Genomic DNA, 21700 nt, shown 5'->3' on the forward strand with positions numbered 1-21700 from the left:
CGATCATCCCCGTGTGGTCGTGGCGGGCTTCTTCGTCGTGACCGGCGGCTTCGCGGTGCCGGTCGGTGGCTTGGTCGTACTCGTGGGCGGCTTGGTCGTGGCCCTGGTGGTGGGCTTGACCGGTGTCACCGGCTGCGCCGGCTTCACGGGCGTGACCGGCTTGGTGGTGGGGGTGCCCGGGCCGAACATCGCCGTACCGGCCCCGGCCTTGCCCTCCGCCGGCACGCCGAGCACCCGGCCGTCGGACAGCCGCAGGAACACCGGGTTCGGGTTCGGCACCATCCCCAGCCGCAGCGCGCGGTCGGACAGGTTCTGCGGCGACTCCAGCGTCCGGACCTGCTTCTCCAGCTGCTCCTGCTGGTCCCGCAACTGGTCGGCCTGCGAGCTCAGCTTGGTGATGCTGAACGTGCCGCTCTGCAGCTCCGTGTTCAGCAGCAGCAGACCGACCAGTCCGGCGGCCAGCAGCGACACCACGAAGATGACGAACGGCATCCGCGGCGGCCGGAACGGCGCGCCGTACACCACCCGCAGCCGCGGCTGGGTCTTCTTCGCCGGGACCGGCGTCACCCGCGCTTTCTGCGGGCTGAAGACAGTACTCATCAGGCGACCAGTCCCCTCTCCCGGATCCGCTCGGCGGCCCGCACCCGAGCTGAGGCGGCACGCGGGTTCACCGCGACCTCCTCCTCGGTCGGCCGTTCGGCGCCCCGGATCAGTAGCTTCAGATACGGTTCGTGCCCGGCCGGGATCACCGGGAGGTCGTCCGGTACGTCGGACTTGGTGCCCGGCGCGAACGCCTGCTTGGTGATCCGGTCCTCGAGCGAGTGGTAACTCATCACCACGATCCGGCCGTGCAGCGCGAGCGCATCGAGTGCGGCCGGCAGCGCGCGACGCAGTACGTCGAGTTCGCCGTTCACCTCGATCCGCAACGCCTGGAAGGTCCGCTTCGCGGGATGTCCCCCGGTACGCCGGGCCGCCTGCGGGATCGCGTTCCGGACCAGCTCGGACAGCCGCGCGCTGTTCGTGAACGGTTCGGTCTCCCGCTCCCGCACGATCCGGTCCGCGATCCGGCGGGCGAACTTCTCCTCGCCGTACTGGAACAGGATCCGGGCCAGGTCGGCCGCGCTGTAGGTGTTGAGGATGTCGGCGGCCGTGGTCGGGCCGGTCGAGTCCATCCGCATGTCCAGCGGCGCGTCCTGCGCGTACGCGAAACCGCGGTCGGCCTCGTCCAGCTGCATCGACGAGACGCCCAGGTCGAACAGGATGCCGTCGACGGCCGGTACGTCGAGATCTTCGAGCACCCGCGGCAACTCGTCGTACACCGCGTGCACGAGAGTGATCCGCTCGGCGTACCGCGCGAGCCGTTCGCCGGCCAGCCGGAGGGCGGCGGGGTCCCGGTCGAGACCGATCAGCCGGACCTCGGGGAACTGCCGCAGGAAGGCCTCGGAATGACCGCCGAGACCGAGCGTCGCGTCGACGACAACGGCGCCGGGACGCGCGAGTGCCGGTGCCAGCAGCGCGACCACGCGCTCCAGCATCACCGGCACATGCCGCTCCGCAGCGTCCATCTCGACCCTTCCCGTCACTCCACTGTCACTGCGGGAGCGACCCTGCCCCCGCAGGTCTTGTGTGGTGCGTAGACAGCACCGTCCGGTCAGATCGCGGGTACGTCTCCCGGGGAAGTACCTGATGGCCTTGGCGCCGGGGAAGTGGCGTCAACACCCCAGGTCGGAAGTCGGACCCGTGATCTCACCGGACGGTCGGTGTGTCCTCGCACTCTGTTCAGCTGTGTTCTAGAAGATGCCTGGCAGTACTTCCTCGGACAGGTCGGCGAACGCCTGCTCCTGCTCGGCCGAGTACCGGTTCCAGTTCTCCGTGTTCCAGATCTCCACCCGGTTCATCGCCCCGATGACGACACAGTCGCGATCCAGTGACGCGTAGTCGCGCAGCATCGGTGGGATGGTGACCCGGCCCTGCTTGTCCGGCATCTCGTTCGAGGCGCCAGCGAACAACATCCGTAAGTAGTCCCGGGCACCCTTGTTGGTGATCGGAGCCTGCTTCAACTGCTCGGTCAGCTGGACGAACTCACGCTCCGGCCACACGGACAGCGATCGCTCCTGTCCACGCGTGATCACCAGACCGTCGGCCAGCTCGTCCCGGAACTTCGCCGGCAGGAACAGCCGTCCCTTGTCGTCGAGCTTGGGGAAGTGCGTTCCGAGGAACACGCTCCACCTCCCCGTTGCGGACTCTCCGACTCAGGCGGGTGTTTCCACCACTTCAGTTCCACTGCGCTCCACCTTACTCCACTTTCCACCACCGTCAACCAACTTCCGCCCCATTGCGCCCCCGCGCCGCCTGAATCCACGCTCAGCACCCGCGTGTCGCTGCCCGCTCAACCTCCGGCGAACCCGCCGGTCCCGGGCGGTGTATTCCGGTGTGGATTCCGGTGTGTGGAGCGGTGTGGAGGGTGCTGGTGGAGCGGAATGGAGGAGCCGGTGGAGGAAAGTGGAGGACGGTGCGTACGGAAGAGATGAACTCTTTGTGGCCCCGAACCGTGAACCAGGTACGGATTCGCGGCGTCGTACGCCCCGCATGCTGCTTTTCCCGCCCGTACGCTTGGGGGGAACACTTTCCGACCCCGCCGTGAGGGCGTGTGCCGATGAACCCCGAGATGAACACCGAAACGACAGATAACGAAACTCCCGCGGCTCTAGGCCCGACCCCTACAGCGGGTGAGAATGTGTCGGCAGTCAACGATTGGGGAGGACACAGAGTGAGCACCACCGCGACCAGCTCGCCGCTGGCAGGAGCCGGGGACTTCGACGAGCTGTCCGAGGTGGCGGGCCGTGTCCGCCGGGCCATGGAGCAGGTGATCGAGGGCAAACCCGACGTCGTCGAGGTCGCCATCACGGTCCTGCTGGCCGAGGGGCATCTGCTGATCGAGGACGTGCCGGGCGTCGGCAAGACGATGCTGGCCAAGGCGCTGGCGAAGTCGATCGACTGCACGGTGCGCCGGATCCAGTTCACGCCGGACCTGCTGCCGTCGGACATCACCGGCGTCTCGGTCTTCAACCAGGAGATCCGCGACTTCGAGTTCAAGCCCGGCGCCGTCTTCGCGAACATCGTCGTCGGCGACGAGATCAACCGCGCCTCGCCGAAGACCCAGGCCGCGCTGCTGGAGTCCATGGAGGAGCGCCAGGTCACCGTCGACACCACGACGTACCACCTCGAGTCGCCGTTCATGGTGATCGCCACCCAGAACCCGATCGAGATGGAAGGCACGTACCCGCTGCCCGAGGCGCAGCGCGACCGCTTCATGGCCCGGGTCTCGATGGGCTACCCGGAGCCGGCCGCCGAGCTGCGGATGCTGGACGGGCACGCGGCCGACGACCCGCTGGCGAACCTGCAGCCGGTCACCGACGGCCAGCAGATCCTCCGCCTGGTGAAGACCGTGCAGTCGGTGCACGTGTCGGAGTCGGTGAAGGAGTACGCCGTCGCGCTGGTCGGTGCGACCCGCCGCTCGCAGGAGCTGCGGCTGGGCGCCAGCCCGCGGTCGACGTTGCACCTGATCCGGGCGGCCCGTGCAGCCGCGGCGCTCGACGCACGGGAGTTCGTGCTACCGGACGACATCCAGGAGCTCGCGGTACCGGTGCTGGCGCACCGTGTGCTGCCGGCGGCCGAAGCGCATCTCGGTGGGCGCGGTGCGGCCGACATCATCTCCGGGCTGGTGGCGAGCGTGCCGCTCCCCCGCACCCGCCGGGACTGAGACATGCGGCAGGCACTGCGCGGACTGACCACCAGAGGGCGGGCGTTCGTCGCGGCCGGTCTCACCGCTTCACTGTGCGCGCTGCTGCTCGGCCAGAAGGACCTGCTGCGCGTCGGCATCCTTCTGGCCGCACTGCCGGTCGTGGCGGCACTCGTCGTCGGCCGGACCCGGCTGCGGCTTCAGGTACGGCGCAGTCTCGCGCCGGACCAGGTGCCGGTCGGGACGCAGGCGACCGTGGAGCTGACGCTGAGCAACCAGGGCCGGATGCCCGCGGGACTGCTGCTGCTCGAGGACCGCATTCCTTATGTACTGGGGCATCGGCCGCGGTTCGTCGTCGACCGGGTCAGCCCGAACTGGCGTCGTACGGTCACCTACCCGGTCAAGTCCGACGTCCGAGGACTGTTCCAGGTCGGGCCGTTGATGCTGACGGTCGCCGACCCGTTCGGGCTGGTGGAGACGAGCCGGACGTTCACGCGGAGCCAGCACCTGCTGGTCACGCCGCGGGTGTACAAGCTTCCCGAGATCCGGCTGGGCGCCGACCGGGCCGGGTCGGGTGAGAACCGGCCGCGGGCGATCGCGGCCGCCGGCGAGGAAGACGCGACGGTCCGCGAGTACCGCGACGGCGACGACCTGCGCCGGGTGCACTGGCGGTCGACCGCGCGGCGCGGCGAGCTGATGGTCCGCCGTGAGGAGCAGCCCTGGCAGAGCCGGTGCGCGCTGTTCCTCGATGCGCGGACGATCTCGCACCACGGGCACGGTCCGTCGTCCAGCCTGGAGTGGGCGGTCAGCGCGGCCGCCTCGATCGGTATCGACCGGATGCGCCGCGGCTACGTCACCACGATGCTCGGCGGGCCGACCACGCTGTCGGCCATCACCCACCGGACGTCCGCGGCGGTGCATCAGCCGCTCACCCAGCAGCAACTGCTGACCGAGTGCGCGACCGTCGAGGAGCACAAGTACGCCGAGCTCGGTCCGCTGCTGACCGTCGACCGGCACGCGCAGGAGCCGAGCCTCGTGATCGCGATCCTCGGCGCTTGCGGGACCGAAGACGTCACCGCCCTGAACCGGTGGCGGACCAGCCAGGCGACCGGGGTCGCACTGGTGCTGGACGCCGCCAGCTGGGCCGTCGGCGCCGAAGCGACCGAGAAGGCGGCCCGTCTGACCGCCGCGACGGACGCCACCGAGAACGAGCTGCGCCGGAACGGCTGGCGAGTCGCCAGGGTCCGCCGCGGCGACCACCTACCGACCGTTTGGTCCGGCCTGGGCCTGAGGAGCGGACGTATCGCATGACCGGTCACGCGCGGATTTCTCTTGCTGCTTGGGGAGCGACCGTCCTCGGGGCGCTCGTGCTCACGCCGGTGTTCTCCGGGCCGTTCCTGTTCATCAGCGCGTTCCTGTGCGCGCTGGTGACCGGTGTCGGCGTCCTGTTGCAGAACCTGCGCACCCCGCGCATCGTCGTACCGATCGTCCAGCTGCTCGTGCTGATCGAGCTGCTGTCGCTGTTCTTCCTGCACAGCACGATGAAGTTCGGGCTGCTGCCGCTGAAGGCGACCGCGCTCGAGTTCAACTCCCAGCTCGTCGACGCGATGGACTCGATCAATCGGTTCAGCGCGCCGCTGCCCCAGGACCCGCACCTCACGCTGTTCGCGGTGTCCGTGATCTCGGCGACCGGGTTCCTGATCCACGTCATCGCCGTCCAGCTGCGGCAGGCCGCATGGTCCGGCTTGCTGCTGCTCATCATGTACACGGTGCCGGCCGCGACCGTGCACGGCGGGCTGCCGTGGCTGCTGTTCATCCCGCCGGCGATCGGCTACATCGTGCTGCTGTCCGCGGAAGGCCGCAGCCGGCTCAGCCGCTGGGGCCGCCGGATCTCGGGCGTCTCGCACCTCGACGCGGCCGAGCCCGTCGAAGCGTCGGCGCTCGGGCAGGCCGGCCGACGGATCGGCTTGACCGTGGTCGCGATCGCCGCGCTGCTGCCCGCGTTGCTGCCGACGCTGCCGGAAGGTGTCATCGGCAACGGACTGGCCGGCGGCGGAACCGGCAGCGGGATCGGGGCGAGCATCTCGTCGACCGACCCGATGCTCGACATGGGCAAGAACCTGAAACGCGGCGACAACGTCGTCGCGCTCACGTACAAGGGCGGCCCGACCGGCGGCACGTACCTGCGACTGACCGCGCTCGACCTGTTCGACGGCAACACCTGGCGGATCGCGCCGCGCTCCCCCGGGAACAAGCTGAACGGCAGCGACCTGACCCCGCCGCCGGGCTACACCGGTGACCTGTCGAAGGTCCAGCAGTCCTCGATGGAGATCGACGTCACCCGGACGTTCCGCTCCCAGTTCGTCCCCGTCCCGTATCCGCTGCACTCGATCTCGCTGAAGCGGGACTGGCGGTACGACGCCGGCTCGCTGGACGTGGTCTCGTCGAACGGGTCGATCGTCGGCGGCAAGAAGTACAAGCTGACGTCGTACGACCTGCAGCCGACGCCGGACCAGCTGCACGACGCGATCACCACCGGCGCCCCGGACCAGTACACGGCGGTCGTGCCGCAGAAGACGCCGCCGGCCATCAAGGCGAAGACGGCCGAGATCACCGCGGCGGCCAAGGACAACAAGTTCGAGGCAGCCGTCCTGATCCAGAACTGGTTCCGCAGCGGCGGCGGCTTCACCTACAGCACGCAGAACGCCAAGGGCAGCGGGATGGCCGCACTCGAGGACTTCCTGCTGAACAACAAGGAAGGGTACTGCGAGCAGTTCGCCACCGGGATGGCGCTGATGGCGCGGATCATCGGGATTCCGTCCCGGGTCGGTATCGGCTTCCTGCCCGGAACGGCCGGCAAGGACGGCGAGTTCACGGTCAAGATGCACGACATGCACGCCTGGCCGGAGCTGTACTTCCAGGGCATCGGCTGGGTCCGGTTCGAGCCGACGCCGTCGGCCCGGGTCGCGGCCACGCCGAACTGGACGGTCGCGTCGACCGAGAACCCGACCAGCCCGACGACCGCGCCGACCAACGTGCCGACGACGCCGGGCGACAAGGAGACCCCCGGGATCGACAGGCCGCGGAACGACCCGAACCTGCCGAACGACAGCGGAACCGCGATCGTTGACTCCGGCAACTGGTTCACCAACGGCGGCGGCAAGGCGATCGCCGGCGGGCTCGGCGTGTTGCTGCTGCTGTGCATCCCCTGGCTGGTCCGGACGCTGACGCGGCGACGGCGGTTCCTGCGACCGCCGGGACGGGCCGGAGCCGAAGGTTTGTGGGCGGAGATCCGGGACACGTCGCGGGATCTGGGCCTCGACTGGTCCGACATCTCGACGCCACGGCAGGCCGGCCAGTGGCTGACGTCCAAGCTGCCCGAGGACACCCATCCGGCCGTGCGCCGGCTGGCCCGCGGGATCGAGGCACTGCGGTACGCCGGGGACGCCGGGCTCGAACTGGACCTGCGCGACGACGCAACCGCCGTACGGCAAGCGCTCTGGTCGCGGGCACGGGCTCGTCGCCGCTGGCGGGCGCGGCTGCTGCCCCCGTCGTGGCGCTGGTACCTCAGCCGGGGCACCACCGAGGCGTCCGATCTCCTGGACGAGTTCGACCTGCTCCTGGCCCGTCTCCGCTCTTTGATCCTGCCGAAGCGGGCGCATACCAGCTAGCTAGAGCGGGACCTGGTAGAGGATGAAGCCCCGGTTCTCGGCCACCTGGTCGTAGAGCAGGCGGGCTGTGGCGTTGGACTCGTGCGTCGACCAGTAGACGCGTCCGCAGGCCCGCTCGCGGGCCCAGCCGGTGACAGCTTCGATGAGCGCCCGCGCGGCTCCGCGCCCGCGGGCCTCCGGGGCGGTGAAGAGGTCTTGCAGATAGCAGGAGTCGGGCGACGTCGTACTCGCGTGCGTCAGGAAATGCACGATCCCGACCAGCTCGCCGTCCAGACGTGCCCCGAGCGCATGGACCTCCTCGTCGCGCTCGAACCTGGTCCACGCGTGGTCGAAGAACTCGTCCGGCATCGTGCGGCCGTAGAACTCGTTGTAGCCGGCGAACAAGCGCTGCCAGGCGTCGCGGTCAGCCGGCTCGAGGCGTCCGATGGTGAGCATGGGTGAACACTGCCATGCTCACAGGCCGAACGCGGCGGGAGGGATAAAAGAACCACACCCGTCCCACCAGGGCACGGGTGTGGTCGAAGATCAGGTCGCGCGCGCGGTCAGAGGTCCTCGTCGCGGCGGCGGCGCCAGCGGTCTTCCATCCGCTCCATGAAGCTGCCGGACGAGTCGTGTTTGGTCCGGTGCCGTTTGGTCGGCGGAGGCGGCGGGATGTCGTCGGACTCTCCCGCGTTGCTGATCCGCTTCATGCTCAGCGCCGCGATGTACAGGCAAGCCACCATCATCACGAAGCCGATGACTCCGATGATGGTGTTGGGGATGATCGCACCGGTCATCAGCACCACGATGCCCAGCACGAATCCAACGCCGGCAAGCACTGCCCGGCGCTTGTAGTACAAGCGCACATTGGTCCCACGCATGGCGGAAACGAACTTCGGGTCTTCCGCAGCAAGGGCACGTTCGAGCTGCTCGAACTGGCGCTGCTCTTCTTCCGAGAGGGGCACCGTCGATCCCTCCATGATGAGCGCGATCTCGATAGGCCGCCTCCAGTCTAGGCCGCGCCCGCGTCACACGAAACCCTGACCGGCTGTCCAGCGCGTCACGGTCCGGCAACTGCCCCGGCCAGGGCGGTCCCAAACCTGTCTCCTTCGGCGTGTCGCTCACAGCCGGTGGACGGCAACCACCCGCCGACCGTGCCGGAGGTAGTCTGCTCGTCACCCTCCGTCGCGAAGCCCCAGTTGGAGCAGCAGTTGGTGCAGCAGCCGCGGCTCAGTGGGTCGCGAGGATGTGCAGCTGGGTCGCCAGTGCGCGGAACGCCGGGTGGCGGCTGGCCGCGCGCTCGAGTTCGGCGAGCGAATCGGCGGCGCCGGGCTCGGAGTCGACGAACGCGGACGGCACCAGATCGGCGAACGTCCGGACGCCGTGCACGGTCTGCACCTTGAATCCGGCATCCGCCAGCTGTCCCGTGATCCCGGCCTCGTCGAACCGCCGCGGCATCGGATCGGTCGCACCCCAGCGCCCGTCCGGATCCTGCAGCGCGATCCGCGCCTCGGCCAGGTGCCCGGCCAGCGCCCGGGCCAGCACGACCGCGTTGCGCTGGGCAACCAGCAGACTCAGTACGCCGCCTTCGCGCAGCACCGACGCCATCGCCTGCAGTGCCTGGACCGGGTCGTCGACGACCTCGAGCACCCCGTGGCACAGCACGGCGTCAGCGCTCGACTCCCCCGCCAGTCCGGGGAGCTCGGCTGCGTCGCCCTGGACGCCGCGGACCAGCTCGCTCACGCCTTCGTCGCGTGCGCGGCGCTCGAGGGAGGCCAGCGCGTCCGGGCTCGGGTCGACCACCGTCACCCGATGCCCCTCGACCGCCAGCGGAACCGCAAACCCTCCGGTGCCACCGCCCAGGTCGACGATGTCCAGTCGCGCACGGCCCGCCAGTGCGGCCCGCAGCGCCTCTCCCACCAACGCCGTCCGCACGCTGCGCCGCCGCCGCTCCACCATCAACCCTCCAGCCGGTCCCCCATCACCACCCCACCGCGCCACACCCTACTTCCACCGTTGCAAGTGCGTAGTCATTGGCTACACATTCGCAGCCTCTGGCGAGGCGGTCCCGGTAGGACGGCGTACAGCTCGTCGCAGCGAATGCCGCCTGTCGTGAACCGGCACGACCGCACCGCCCTGCGCTTGGACTTGAACCGCGGGAACCCCACCGACCGCCCAGCACGCTTTCCCTTATGCGAGTCACCCCAGTTCTTCAGCGCCGTGGCCAACTGGGTCAGGCCCGAAGCGTAAGCCTCTTTCGAGTACTCCGCCCACCAGGGCGCGACCCTTGCCTTAACTTGGTTCCAGGCTTTGCGGAGCGAGTACATCGACCAGGAGATCGCCGGAGTCAGTAGTTCGTCTGGGATGCCGTAGGTGGCTTCGGCTGCCCGCTGGTCCATTACCGCTTTGATTCGCCCCAGGCCCCAGTTGAATGCCTTACGCGCCGCGCTCGATCAGAGGCACCGGCAGGGCAGCACAAACGGTACCGTCGGACCTCACCGCAATCGGCAGTCAGGACTCCGAGGTGACTGGCGAGCAGACCGGCATCGTCAGGCATGCGAGCAGTCTCGCCGACCCCACCGACACAAAGCAGCCGTCGACCGTGCGTCAGCGTAAGCAGTCCATAAGTCCTGGGATCTATCGCCGGAGGCGCCGGAGGACGACCCTCGGACTCAAGGGGAGAGCCGATCACCAGGGAGGGATCATGGCCATCTTCAGCAAGTCCTTCGACGAGCCGGACGAGCGGCGTACACCGGACAAGACGCGCGTCGACGTCGTCAAACTGCCAGGGGCGAGTGTCGCCCGGGTCACGTTCCAGCCCGGCTGGCGCTGGTCCGAGTGCATCCGTCCGGTCATCGGCGGCGACTCGTGCCAGGTCCGCCACGTCGGAACCCTGCTGTCCGGCGAGATGGAGATCGTCCACGACGACGGCAGCAAGGCGAACCTGGTACCGGGGATCGCCTACGTCATCGAACCGGGGCACGACGCCTGGGTCGTCGGCAACGAGCCGGCGGTCAGCCTGGAGTTCGAGTCGCTCGCGGCGGAGACGTACGCCAAGGCGTGACGCACCGGCCGGCCGGAGGCAGCAATCGGAGGGAGCTGCTGCCTCAGAGGGCGTCTGAGGATCCTGCCCCGCAGTAGGCGCAGGGTCCTCAGGCGCCCTCTCGGGCCGGCGTGCAGGCTCAGGCCGGTGTGCGGGCGATGACGTACAGGCGGCGGGTGGTTTCGGCGCGGCCGGCGATCGGGCCGCGCAGATACCACTCGGTGTCGGTGAGGCCGGCGGCTTCGACGACGCTCACGATGTACGCCGGGTCGTGCAGGACGTAGTCGAGGTTGACCTCGTGACCGAGCAGTTCGTCGACGTGGCTGATCTCCTCACCGGCATGCAGCGCGAGCACCAGCCAGCCGCCCGGATCGAGCGGCCGCGTCAGCGCCGAGATCGCGTCGGGAAGCTCCGACGCGGCCAGATGAATGAGCGAGTACCAACCGAGAACCGCGGCCCAGCCCGAGCTCGCCGGAGGACGGCCGAGACGGCGCAGATCGCCGACCTCGAATGTCAAGTGCGGAAAGCGCCGACGAGCCTCGGCCACCATCTCCGGCGACAGGTCGACGCCGGTGGCATCCGCGTCCCGGTCGGCGAGGTACGCCGTGACGTGCCCCGGGCCCGAGCCGACCTCCACCACCGGGCGACCGTTGGCGTGGGCAATCACCCGGTCGAGCAACCAGCGCTCGAACGGCAGCGCGTCGAGCTCGTCCAGCAACTCGTCCGCGTACGTCGTCGCGACCGCGTCGTACGCCGAACGCACCCGCGCATCACGCTCGTCCGCACCGTCGGCGATGACCGTGTCCCGGTCGACGCTCTCGACGACAGCGGCCGCTTCCGCCTCGGGCACGGGGCCGAGGAGGTGGATCCAGCGGCGGTCGTGCTGTCCGACGCGACGTTCCAGCTCGCGCACCAGCGGCTCCGGGCGGGCGGCCATTCGCCGCAGGCACGCCTCGACATCGCTCCGGTCCTCGAACTTGTGCAGCCGCTCGGTCCGGGTCCGCAGCTCGCCGGGCGCCTGGGCGCCGCGCAGCAGCAAGACCGTGATGAGCGCCCGCTCGTCCTCCTCGAGTTCGAGCTTCTCGTCGAGGATCTGGTGGTACTTCAGGGTCCGCCGGCCGACGTCGGCCCAGACGATCCGCAGCAGCTCCCGATCGCGCAGCGCCCGTGCGGTCCGCTCCACGGTGCCCTGGTCGTAGTCGACCACCGGATCCCGGTTGCTGGTCTGATTGCAGGCCGTCCGCAACGCGTTCGCCGTCAACGGGTACGACGCCGGCACCGTGATCTGCTTCTCCAGCAAGCTCCCGAGAACCCGCTGCTCCTCGACATCCAACACCGGAAGTCCGCTCACCCCGCCGACCTTAGACGCTGTCCGGCCGACCTTTGAACACCTTTCCGGACACCTTTCCGGACACCATGTGGCGACTCAGCCTGGTTGGTAGGTGTCCGGGAGGGTCAGGGGTTCGAACGCGGTGCCGTTGCAGGCAGCGCACAGGAATTCGAATCGGACGCCGGCCTGTACCTCGGATTGCACGCCGGAGCCGGCACAGCGCGTGCACAGGCCGTCGTGCCAGGAGCCGCCGAACAAGGCCTGGTGCGGCTGCGGATAGTGCGTGTCCGGCAGGTAGCACTCGAGGCCGGTGACGGCATGGACGCGACCACACAGGTCCTTGCCGAGACCTCTCGATGGTTCGCTCACGGTCGGGATCTCCTCAAAAGCGCGGGGGAGTCAGGGGGTGTCTGATGGTGCCTCGCAGTAGGCGGGGAACCATCAGACACCCTCTAGCTGGCTTGCATCCAGGACTGGGTGAGGACGGACTGGGGGTCGGTGGTCGCGGTGAGCACCGGGGTGGTGGAGATCCGCAAGCTGGCTTCCACCTGGGTGTAGAACGTGTCGACGGCGCGCACCAGGTCGTCCGCCTCGCGGGTGCTGACGGCGCGCTCCAGACCTGCCTCGGCGGCGGCGCGCTGGGCGGCGCCGGCGGCGAAGAACGTGGCCCACTCGCCGAACTCCGGCGCGACCTCGGCCAGCAGCACCCAGGCGTTGCGCTGGATCCGGCGGCGGCTGCTCGAGCGGACCGGGCGGGCCCGGACGGAGAGCACCGCGGCCGCGACCCGGAGCGCCGCGACATGGGCACTCGAGTAGCGGATCAGGTGGTCGCTGGTCTCCGTGGCCTCGGCCAGGGCGGCGCGGGCACGGGACAGCTCTCGGCTGGCCGCGCCGGCCGCGGCCGGCGATACCGGTGAAACAGTCATCGGTCGGTCACCCTCTCCAGTTGCCAACGGCCCGAGTCCGGGTCGTGGGCGAGATCGAACATCTCCTGCCGTCCGCGCCTTCCGCAGCCGGCTTCGACGCGGAAGACCGCTCGCTCCGGTCCCCAGTCGGCGTCCAGCACTCCGACCGCTGCCGGAGTCCTGTCGTCGAGGGCGGGGAGCGTGGCAGCGGGGCGCGAACGGGGGTTGGCCGCCGCTGCCACGCCGGCTGTGTGGGTCCTGCTGGGACGGGTCGCGGTCCGGGCCGCCGAGCAGACCTCGGCGACCGCGGCCGCGTCGATCCGGGCGAGCGAACCCGCCCCGGCACCGCGCCGGTCGGCGCGGGCGTCGTACGCGTAGGTGGTGCCGCTGAAGTCGGCGTGCGGGACCTGGGCGTGCGAGTCGTGGGTCTGGCCGGTGCCGATCACGCCGCGCTCCCACCATGCGGCGGTCTCGGTCCACTGGGACCGGATCGCGCGGACCCGCCAGAGCCGGCCGCGCCAGAGGAACTGGTCAGGCGTCTGGACACCGTCCACGGACACCGAATGCACCTCGACGGCGTCGTCGAACTCCCACATGCTCCATCGCCTCCTGTTGATTCCACACGTCTCTGAGCCAGGAACGAGCCCCGAGCCGGCGGCCCGGCGGGTGGGCACGGGGTGGGGGTCGAGGACCACCCCGGTGCCCGGCCCGCCGGGACCACCGGATTCCGATGCGGCCGCAACTCCGCACCGGAGCCGTTCAGTTGTCCGGCTCACCTCGCTCCGGCCTCCCGACGAAACCGGAGCCGAGGTAATCGAACATCTGTTCGAACAAGGAAAGCGTAGCGTCGCCCGCCGACAGTCGTCAACGGTCCGTAAGGCCGGCGCGCCGTCACGCACCCCGTCCGGCCGCCACACTGGAGGCAGACAAGCGGAGGGACGGACCATGCGGAAACGGACAGCCGGAATCGCCGCGGCGGCGGTCGCCGTCGTGGTGGCAGCGGTCGCGCTGCCGCTCTTCCAGCCGTGGCGGCTCGTCACCGACAAGGTCGTCGACGAGGCACTGCCCGGCGCTGTTCCGATCTCCACGACTTCATCGTCGACGACGCCACCGACAATTTCCGGCGGGACAGAACAGCCTGCGCGGACAACGACAGCGGCACCGACGCCGGCACCGACGCCGCAGCCGAAGGTTCTGCTGACCGGGAAGCTGATCACGCACGAGCACCGGACGTCCGGCACGGTCGCCGTCCTCGCCCTCCCCGACGGCAGCCGCATCCTCCGGATCGAGAACCTCGACACCTCCGACGGCCCCGACCTGAAGGTCTGGCTGAGCGACGCGCAGGTCACGCCGGGACGGGCGGGGTGGCACGTGTTCGACGACGGCAAGTACCGCAACCTGGGCAGCCTGAAGGGCAACCACGGCAACCAGAACTACCCGATCCCCCACGAGGTGACGCTGGACAGCTTCCGCAGCGTCGCGATCTGGTGCGACCGGTTCAACGTTTCGTTCGGCGCGGCCACGCTCGCATAAGCTCGGGATGTGAGCAGTCATCCCAATGTGCAGAAGGTGGCGGACGCCCTGAAGGCGGCCGGCGCCACCGGCGAGATCGTGATCCTGGACGAGGCGGTGCCGACCGCGGCGGCCGCTGCCGCCGAGCTCGGTTGCGAGGTCGGAGCGATCGCGAACAGCCTGATCTTCAACGGCGACGGCGCCCCGGTGCTGATCCTCACCTCGGGCGCGCACCGGGTGGACACCGCCAAGGTCGCGGCCGAGCTCGGCATCGCGAAGCTGAAGCGGGCCACGCCGGAGTTCGTCAAGGAGCACACCGGTCAGTCGATCGGCGGCGTCGCCCCGGTCGGGCACCCGGGCCGCGTCCCGACGTACGTCGACACCGCGCTCGAGCAGTACCCGGTGGTCTGGGCCGCCGCGGGCATCCCGCACTCGGTGTTCCCGACGACGTACGCCGAGCTCCTCGAGCTGACGGCCGGTACGCCCGTCACCGTCAACTGAGTACGGCGGGAATCGCGGTCCGGACGAACCGCCGGGTGAGTGCGGCGCGGGTGTGCCGCCACCAGGGGCCGGTCCGGACCTCCTCCGGGTGGTAGCGGCGCCGGCGGATGTCCTCGACGACGTCCGCGGGCGCCCCGAGCCGGGGCAGGACGTCGAAGGCGGCGCGCTTGGTGATCAGGTCACCGGTCGCCAGCGTCACATGCGCGCGAGCGATCGTCAGCAGGCTGAGGTCGACCCAGATGTCGGCGTACCAGTTCCCGCGCTTGCGGGTGGCCGGTAGCCAGAACTCGCGCAGATCACGACGGACGAAGTCGAACAGCTCGTCGTCGCTGACCGCGGGCAGCAGCTCGGCCGGCGGCGGGCCGTAGAGCGTGCAGTTGCCGATGGCAAGCTCTCGGCGCGTCACCGGTGTCACCGGGCGATCGAAGTACTCCTGGTGCGCGAAGGTGGGATGCCGGACAGAGAGGTCGGCGAGGTCCGTCATGTAGGAGCAGTGCAGCTTCTCGGCGAGCGGGTACTGCCGGATCAGCCGGCGGTGCATTTCCTCCACGGCCGACGGTGGCGGGTTCCTGACGGCCACGATCACGTCGAGGTCGCTCCGCCCGAGCTGGTAGTCGCCCAGGGCAAGTGAACCGTGCAGCCAGACCGCCCTGACCTCCGCGACTTCACGGACGGACGTGACGAAGCCGTCCAGCACAGGCTGGACGGCTTCGTCGATCACGCAGGACAGACTAGATGGCCGGACGGACGTCCACGTCGGCGGCCCGTACGTAGGCCATCCGGTGGCCGAACCAGATCTGGTAGTACTTGTCCTTCCCGAGTACCTGCACGTGGTCCGTCGGCGGCTCTCCGGCGAACGTCACCGCGCGGTAGTAGTCGGTCTCGATGTTCAGGTCACCCACCGGGTAGGCCTGCCCCTCGCCGATCGAGTACTGCAGCGGTGTCACCGTCTGGTACGGAATCCCGGCCGGGTACGCCGACTGCTCCGGGTACGCACGCCCGTACACCGGCACCGTCTTGAGACCGGCCTTCGGCTTCACGACCAGACCCGGCTTGGCAAACGCGTCCGGAGCGGACGCCGGGCTCTTGAACCAGCCCTTCGCGCCCAGGTACCAGACGGCCACCCAGTCGCCCTGGCGCTCGGCCACGACGTACTGCGAACCCGCAGCAACCCGTGCACCGATGTCGGAGACCACTGTGGTGCTGTCGGACCCGTCCGGGTGCAGTCCGAGGTCCTTGACGAGTGGAGCGTTGTCGTCAGGCGCCTGACGCAGGTAGACGAAGTTGGTGCCCTGCGGCGTGCACGTGGTCCCGGCACCGGTGCAGTTGGTGAGGACCTGGACATTGCCCTCGAAGCCCGGCTTGATCGAGACGATCGAGCCCTCACGGACCGGCAGCACGGACTTGCCCCAGATCGGCGCGCCGATCAGGTCCATGTAGTGCTCCCAGTCCCAGTACGGTCCCGGGTCCCAGTGCATGCCGCGGACCGTGGACGGGATCGTGCCCGGCACCTGGTCGTGGCCGATGATGTGCGCGCGGTCGAGCGGGATGTTGTTCTTGACCGCCAGGTAGCGCACGAGCTTGGCCGAGTTGCGGTAGAGCGACTCGGTGTACCAGGTCGCGCCCTGGGCCGCGAAGCCCTCGTGCTCGATGCCGATGCTGTGCATGTTCACGTACCAGTTGCCGGCGTGCCAGGCGACGTCGTTGGCCTTCACGTGCTGCCAGACGTGGCCGTCGGACGAGCGCATCGTGTACTGCCAGCTCACGTACGTCGGGTCCTGCACCAGGTTCAGCACGCCCTGCCAGCCGCCCTCGGTGTCGTGGACGACGATGTAGTCGATCTTGCCGGTCTTCGGCCGGTTGGCGAGGTCGTGGTTGCCGTAGTCGCCGTCACCGAACTCCGAGTACGGCGCGGGTAGCCACTCGCAGCCGAGCGACGGCGGGCACTCGACGTCGGACGTGGACGGCTGCACACCGGCCGGCAGCGACAGCTTGCCGATCTGCGACTTGTCCGGCGTCACGGCGAGCGCCGGCATCACGATCTGCTGACCCATGTTCGTCGTACGGGCCGCGCCCTTGGCCATGATCGAGTAGACGTCGTCCGCGAATCCGCCGGCGCCGACCTTGTCCGGGGCCTCGGCGTACGACGCCACCGCGCCGTACCACTCGGCCGGTGAGGTGTCAGCGCCGACCGGCAGGCCGAGCGACTTCTGGTACGACGCCAGCACCGCGGCACCGCCGTTGATGTTGGCCGCGGTGTCCTTCCGCAGCGCGACCGGGTCCAGTCCGGTCAGCTCGGCGGCCTTGTAGAGCGTGCGCGGGGAGTCGGCCGCGCCGACCTTCCGCTTGTCGGACAGGTCGGCGGCCGACGCCGCGCCCGGCGCGGTCAGGTGCATCGGGCCGAAGCCACCGGACGTGCTCTGCGCCCCGGCGTGGTCGTCCCAGCGGGACTCGGCGTACGAGACGGCCAGCAGCACAGGCTCCGGTACGCCGTACTTCGCGGCGGCCTCGCGGAACGCCGCCGCGGCACTCGGCGGCGCGGCATCAGGTGGCGCGGCATCGGCCGGTGGACCTCCCAACGACACGCCGGTCAGAGCGACCGACAGCGCTACCACTCCCATTGCGGCAAGAATCTTCGGACGACGCAGCATGATTGTTCTCCTGAACCCGTAGGGCGGGTGCCGGTCACTCAGACTGGCAGCCTAGTCACTGTGGGTCGGGGCGACGCGGATGTCAACGGTTAACCAAAACTCACGTCGTCGAGTTCGATACTGACGAAATCATGCCGGTGCCGAGGGTTACGGAGTACGACGATGGAAGCGCTGCCGTTGGCGGTGACGACGGGCTGGGCCAGTGGGGTGAACGCCTACGCCTGCGTGCTGATTCTCGGTCTGCTCGGCCGGTTCGCGGGCGCCGACGACGTACCGCACTCGCTGACCACGACGCCGGTCCTGATCGTCGCCGGCGCGCTGTTCGCGGTCGAGTTCGTCGCCGACAAGATCCCGTACGTCGACTCGGCGTGGGACGCGATCTCGACCGTCGTCCGGCCGGTGATCGGCGCGGTCCTGGCCGCACTGATGTCCGGTCAGGCGAGCACGCTGGAGCAGGCCCTGATCGCGACCACCGGCGGCCTGGTGGCGTTGTTGTCGCACGCGGTGAAGGCGAGTCTGCGGCTCGCGATCAACACGTCCCCCGAGCCGGTCACCAACATCGCCGCGTCGTCGGGTGAGGACGTCGCGGTCGCCGGTGTGATGTCCTTGGCCGCGTTCCACCCGGAGGTCGCGCTCGTCATCGCGGGCGTGCTGCTGATCCTCGGACTGCTCGGGGTGTACTTCGCGTTCAGGTTCATCCGGCGCGGGTATGCCAGATTCAAGGCTTGGCGAGAGAAAAGTGCTGCCTGATGGCGAATGTGATTGTGGTGGGGGCCGGGCTGGCCGGGCTCGCGAGTGCTGTGCGGCTGGCGAAGCTGGGCCACCAGGTGACCGTCTGCGAACGTGATGAGCACCTGGGTGGCGCACTGGGCCGCGTAGAGGCGGACGGGTTCACATGGGACGCCGGTGCCGCCAGTACGACGCTGCCGGCCGCGCTACGCGACCTGTTCCGCAAGAGCGGCCGTCCGATCGAGAACCTGGTGCAACTGGACCCGGTGTCCGAGCCGCGTCGCCACATGTTCGCTGACGGCTCCGTACTCGACCTGCCCGTCAGCGACCGCGGTGCACAGGAAGAAGCGTGGACCGACCTGGCCGGTGCACCTGTGGCCGCGCAGTGGACCGCACTGGTCGACGCGTACGGCGAGACCTGGCAGATCCTTCGCAAGACGTCCCTGGAGCCACCACTCGAGGACAAGCTGCCGCTCAAGACCATCCGCGCTCTCAAGCCCTGGCAGTCGCTGGAGAAGGTCGCGCAACGCGAGCTGACCGACGACCGTTCCCGTGCGGTACTGCGGCACTTCGCAGCCCAGGGCGGATCGGACGCCGCCCTCACACCGGGGTACGTCGGCGTCTGGTCCTACCTGGAGCGCACCTTCGGGCGCTGGACGATCGCAGGTGGTTTCGGCGCACTCGCTGACGCCCTCGTACAGCGCGCCAGCGAGCGGAAGATCACCGTGCGCACCAGCGCCGAGGTGGTCGCCGTCTCTACGGCAGGTGGTGCAGTGACCGGCGTACGGCTCGCCGACGGTGAGGAGCTGCTCGCAGACATCGTCGTGAGTGACGTCGACCCACGGATCCTCTACGAGTCCTTCGTCGACGATCCGGTGGCCAAGAAGGCACGCAAGCGGATCCTGTCCACACACCAGGCGCAGGCGGCGTACGTCGTACATCTCGGCCTGAAGGACCCGGTGCCGCAGCTGCCGTTCGAGACCGTTCTGCACGGGACACCGACCGTCGTCGTCCGCACAGGTGGCACAGCACCTGCCGGGCATCAGGCCTGGTCAGTGCTGGTCCACGGCTACCCCACTGACGACGTACTGGACCTCTTGGTCGCCCGTGGCCTGCCTGTTCGCGAGCACGTGGTGTCGCGACAGACGTCGCCGTCCTGGTGGGCCGGTGTGGCCTGGGAGGGCTACAAGACCGCCCGCCGCCGGGCCACCAACGTGTCCCCGGTCAAGGGCCTGTACTGCGTCGGCGCGGGCGCCCACCCGGGCTCCGGTGTGCCGGCCACCACACTCGGTGCGGCCATCGTGGCAGACGCCATCGGGAAGGCCTGAGACCGCTGTGGGGTTGGACAGTGGAGCCAACTAAGATTGGTTGTTCCTGTGTTCTGAGTCGGGGCGGGTCCCGGCCGTAGAGAGGACCTCGGTGGATCAAACCCCCACATCGGCCGATCACGACAACGCTGAGAGAGCTGAGCGGGCTGAGCTGGCGGCGGAGCAACAACATGTCGACCGGGTGTACGGCCGGGTCGAGGAGGCCGCGCGGTCCGCGTCCCGGATCGCGGTCGAAGGCCACCAGCGCGGCCAGGCGCAGAACGTCGGGCGTGTCCGCGACGAGGAGCAGACCGGTCTGTACGAGCGCGACGTGCTGGTGTTCGCCGCCGCGCGCCGGATCGCCGAACTGGACGCCGAGCACGAGGGCCTGGTGTTCGGCCGGCTCGACTCCGACCACGGTGACGACGAGCCGGCCGCCACGACCGCGACCGAGCTCGAGAAGCTGTACGTCGGGCGGATCGGCGTCCGCGACGCCGAGTACGAACCGCTGGTGATCGACTGGCGCGCACCCGCGGCCGAGCCGTTCTACCGCGCCACCGCGACGGACCGGCAGAAGGTCGTCCGGCGCCGCGTGCTGCGGAACAAGGGGTCCCGGATCGTCGGTCTCGAGGACGACCTGCTGGCGCCGGAGCGGGCGCCGGAGGATCTGCCGGTGATGGGCGAGGGCGCGCTGATGGCGTCGCTGTCGCGGGCCCGTGGGCACACGATGCGCGACATCGTCGCCACCATCCAGGCCGAGCAGGACAAGGCGATCCGGGCGCCCGCCCGCGGAGTCACCGTCATCGGCGGTGGTCCCGGTACCGGCAAGACGGTGGTGGCCCTGCACCGCGCGGCGTACCTGCTGTACAGCGACCGCAGGCGTTTCGAGCGTGGCGGCGTACTGGTCGTCGGACCGTCGGCCGCGTTCATGGCCTACATCGAGCGGGTGCTGCCCAGCCTCGGTGAGAACACGGTGTCGCTGCGGGCTGTCGGCGAGCTGGTCGACGGTGTGAAGGCGACCGCGGTCGACGACGCCGCGGCGGCCGCCGTCAAGGGTTCGTTGCGGATGCGTGCGGTGCTGTCACGCGCGGCCCGCGACCGGGTGCCGAACGCGCCGACGAACCTGCGGGTGTTCCTCGGCGGCGCCACCGTCGAGCTCGACGCCAACCAGCTCGACAACGTACGCCGGAACGCTCTGCGCCGCACGGCCCGCAACCGGGCCGCCGCCGAGGCGCGGAAGGGCCTGATCGCCGCGCTGTGGCAGCGGTTCCCCGAGGACCTGCGCAACGGGCCGCTCGGTGACCGCGAGGCGTTCGGCGACCGCGTCACCGACACTCCGGCGTTCCGCACGTTCTTCAGCCAGTGGTGGCCGGTGCTGACGCCCGAAGCGGTACTGCGTTGGCTCGGTGACGCACGCCGTCTCCAGCGCTGGGCCCGCAACGACCTGACGCCCGCTGAGGTCGACGCACTCGCTACGGCGATCCGGACGACCGACGAGTTCACCATCGCCGACGTGGCGTTGCTGGACGAGCTCAGCTCGCTCCTGGGTCGTCCTCCGATCGTGGAGAACAACGACGAGGAGTTCGACTGGCTCGAAGGGCTGTCGGACGGCGTCAACGAAGTACTGACCAGCTCCGAGCGCCGGGCCCGGGCCGCGGCCGCGCGCGAGGCGGAGGAGCCGGAGGAGTACGCGCACGTCCTGGTGGACGAGGCGCAGGACCTCTCCCCCATGCAGTGGCGGATGGTGACGCGGCGCGGACCGCAGGCCAGCTGGACGATCGTCGGCGACCCGGCGCAGAGTTCGTGGCCCGACCCGGACGAGGCACGGGCCGCGATGGACTCGATGCTGTCGCACCTGCAGCGGCATTCGTTCCGGCTGTCCACCAACTACCGGAACTCGGCCGAGATCTACTCGTTCGCGGGAGAGGTGATCCGGCAGTCCATCCCGGACGCGGACCTGCCGAACGCGGTCCGCAGTACCGGAGTGGAGCCGGAGCACCGGGTCTTCGACGCGGGCAAGGTCTCCGAAGCCGCCGGCGACGCAGCGGTGGAGCTGCTGCAGCTGGTCGAGGGCACCGTCGGCGTCATCGTGCCGCCGGCGCTCCGCCCGGTCGTCGACCCGGTCCTCGCCGAGCTGAACGACCCACGGGTGATCGCGGTCAGCCCACTCGACTCGAAGGGCCTCGAGTACGACGCCGTGGTCGTCGTCGAACCGGACCGGATCGTCAGCGACACACTGGGCGGCGTACGGGCGCTCTACGTGGTCCTCACCCGCGCCACCCAGCGCATGATCACCGTCAACAGCACGACCCGCTGGCTGCCGTCTTAAA

General features: G+C 69.6%; 21 protein-coding genes. 9 read left to right on the plus strand and 12 right to left on the minus strand.

Annotated elements, in window-relative coordinates:
• Positions 1-3: 3 nt before the first annotated feature.
• The 3 genes from ftsL to mraZ all read right to left on the minus strand — a co-directional run bounded on the left by ftsL (position 4) and on the right by mraZ (position 2222).
• Positions 4-600 carry a cell division protein FtsL gene (gene ftsL, locus E0H50_RS15350; RefSeq protein ID WP_131288719.1) on the minus strand — a complete coding sequence of 199 codons (597 nt, stop codon included), beginning with the start codon at positions 598-600 and terminating at the stop codon, positions 4-6.
• Positions 600-1565, minus strand: coding sequence for a 16S rRNA (cytosine(1402)-N(4))-methyltransferase RsmH (gene rsmH, locus E0H50_RS15355; RefSeq protein ID WP_131288721.1), 966 nt, complete (start codon positions 1563-1565; stop codon positions 600-602). The genes ftsL and rsmH overlap by 1 nt, the downstream gene beginning before the upstream one ends.
• Before the next feature lie 225 nt (positions 1566-1790).
• The gene (gene mraZ / locus E0H50_RS15360; RefSeq protein WP_130446673.1) at positions 1791-2222 is read right to left on the minus strand and encodes a division/cell wall cluster transcriptional repressor MraZ; all 432 of its coding nucleotides are present in this window, start codon (positions 2220-2222) and stop codon (positions 1791-1793) included.
• 602 nt (positions 2223-2824) lie between these two features.
• Here mraZ and E0H50_RS15365 point away from each other — a divergent pair.
• From E0H50_RS15365 to E0H50_RS15375, 3 genes are read left to right on the plus strand one after another with little or no spacing between them, the layout of a single operon-like run.
• Positions 2825-3763 carry an AAA family ATPase gene (locus E0H50_RS15365; protein WP_420323249.1) on the plus strand — a complete coding sequence of 313 codons (939 nt, stop codon included), beginning with the start codon at positions 2825-2827 and terminating at the stop codon, positions 3761-3763.
• Positions 3764-3766: 3 nt separating this feature from the next.
• On the plus strand, positions 3767-5053 hold the full coding sequence (locus E0H50_RS15370; RefSeq protein WP_131288723.1) for a DUF58 domain-containing protein: 1287 nt from the start codon (positions 3767-3769) through the stop codon (positions 5051-5053).
• Positions 5050-7413 carry a transglutaminase TgpA family protein gene (locus E0H50_RS15375; RefSeq protein ID WP_131288725.1) on the plus strand — a complete coding sequence of 788 codons (2364 nt, stop codon included), beginning with the start codon at positions 5050-5052 and terminating at the stop codon, positions 7411-7413. Before E0H50_RS15370 ends, E0H50_RS15375 begins: the two co-directional genes overlap by 4 nt.
• Here the strand turns inward: E0H50_RS15375 and E0H50_RS15380 are convergent, their stop codons facing one another.
• The 3 genes from E0H50_RS15380 to E0H50_RS15390 all read right to left on the minus strand — a co-directional run bounded on the left by E0H50_RS15380 (position 7414) and on the right by E0H50_RS15390 (position 9351).
• The gene (locus E0H50_RS15380; protein ID WP_131288727.1) at positions 7414-7848 is read right to left on the minus strand and encodes a GNAT family N-acetyltransferase; all 435 of its coding nucleotides are present in this window, start codon (positions 7846-7848) and stop codon (positions 7414-7416) included.
• Positions 7849-7955: 107 nt separating this feature from the next.
• A complete protein-coding gene (locus tag E0H50_RS15385) occupies positions 7956-8357 on the minus strand; it encodes a DUF3040 domain-containing protein (RefSeq protein WP_238150981.1) in 402 nt (133 codons plus the stop codon).
• A gap of 265 nt (positions 8358-8622) precedes the next feature.
• Positions 8623-9351, minus strand: a complete 729-nt coding sequence (locus tag E0H50_RS15390; RefSeq protein ID WP_131288729.1) for a methyltransferase domain-containing protein — start codon at positions 9349-9351, stop codon at positions 8623-8625.
• Positions 9352-10096: 745 nt separating this feature from the next.
• Here E0H50_RS15390 and E0H50_RS15395 point away from each other — a divergent pair.
• Positions 10097-10456 (plus strand): cupin domain-containing protein, encoded by a 360-nt coding sequence (locus tag E0H50_RS15395; protein WP_131288731.1) that lies wholly within the window; start codon positions 10097-10099, stop codon positions 10454-10456.
• 118 nt (positions 10457-10574) lie between these two features.
• On the opposite strand, the gene E0H50_RS15400 is transcribed toward E0H50_RS15395, so the two are convergent.
• From E0H50_RS15400 to E0H50_RS15415, 4 genes are all read right to left on the minus strand, one after another.
• The gene (locus tag E0H50_RS15400) at positions 10575-11786 is read right to left on the minus strand and encodes a DUF480 domain-containing protein (protein ID WP_202868163.1); all 1212 of its coding nucleotides are present in this window, start codon (positions 11784-11786) and stop codon (positions 10575-10577) included.
• Between the two features lie 75 nt (positions 11787-11861).
• On the minus strand, positions 11862-12134 hold the full coding sequence (locus tag E0H50_RS15405; RefSeq protein WP_131288733.1) for a hypothetical protein: 273 nt from the start codon (positions 12132-12134) through the stop codon (positions 11862-11864).
• An 83-nt stretch (positions 12135-12217) separates the two neighbouring features.
• On the minus strand, positions 12218-12691 hold the full coding sequence (locus E0H50_RS15410) for an SAV_6107 family HEPN domain-containing protein (RefSeq protein ID WP_131288735.1): 474 nt from the start codon (positions 12689-12691) through the stop codon (positions 12218-12220).
• Positions 12688-13266, minus strand: a complete 579-nt coding sequence (locus tag E0H50_RS15415; RefSeq protein WP_131288737.1) for a DUF6504 family protein — start codon at positions 13264-13266, stop codon at positions 12688-12690. Before E0H50_RS15415 ends, E0H50_RS15410 begins: the two co-directional genes overlap by 4 nt.
• 349 nt (positions 13267-13615) lie before the next feature.
• Here E0H50_RS15415 and E0H50_RS15420 point away from each other — a divergent pair, with 349 nt between their 5' ends.
• A complete protein-coding gene (locus tag E0H50_RS15420) occupies positions 13616-14203 on the plus strand; it encodes a DM13 domain-containing protein (protein ID WP_131288739.1) in 588 nt (195 codons plus the stop codon).
• Positions 14204-14212: 9 nt separating this feature from the next.
• Positions 14213-14683, plus strand: coding sequence for a YbaK/EbsC family protein (locus tag E0H50_RS15425; protein ID WP_131288741.1), 471 nt, complete (start codon positions 14213-14215; stop codon positions 14681-14683).
• On the opposite strand, the gene E0H50_RS15430 is transcribed toward E0H50_RS15425, so the two are convergent.
• On the minus strand, positions 14676-15404 hold the full coding sequence (locus E0H50_RS15430) for a nucleotidyltransferase domain-containing protein (protein ID WP_131288743.1): 729 nt from the start codon (positions 15402-15404) through the stop codon (positions 14676-14678). The genes E0H50_RS15425 and E0H50_RS15430 overlap by 8 nt on opposite strands.
• A gap of 10 nt (positions 15405-15414) precedes the next feature.
• A complete protein-coding gene (locus E0H50_RS15435; protein WP_131288745.1) occupies positions 15415-17334 on the minus strand; it encodes an N-acetylmuramoyl-L-alanine amidase in 1920 nt (639 codons plus the stop codon).
• 162 nt (positions 17335-17496) lie between these two features.
• Here E0H50_RS15435 and E0H50_RS15440 point away from each other — a divergent pair, with 162 nt between their 5' ends.
• From E0H50_RS15440 to E0H50_RS15450, 3 genes are all read left to right on the plus strand, one after another.
• Complete coding sequence (locus E0H50_RS15440; protein WP_131288747.1) at positions 17497-18084, plus strand: DUF4126 domain-containing protein; 588 nt, start codon at positions 17497-17499, stop codon at positions 18082-18084.
• Positions 18084-19391, plus strand: a complete 1308-nt coding sequence (locus E0H50_RS15445; RefSeq protein WP_131288749.1) for a phytoene desaturase family protein — start codon at positions 18084-18086, stop codon at positions 19389-19391. The genes E0H50_RS15440 and E0H50_RS15445 overlap by 1 nt, the downstream gene beginning before the upstream one ends.
• Positions 19392-19482: 91 nt before the next feature.
• Entirely contained in the window at positions 19483-21699 is a 2217-nt protein-coding gene (locus E0H50_RS15450; protein ID WP_131288751.1) for a HelD family protein, read from the plus strand.
• Position 21700: the final 1 nt, after the last annotated feature.

Source organism: Kribbella sindirgiensis (genome assembly GCF_004331435.1).
Taxonomy (GTDB): domain Bacteria; phylum Actinomycetota; class Actinomycetes; order Propionibacteriales; family Kribbellaceae; genus Kribbella; species Kribbella sindirgiensis.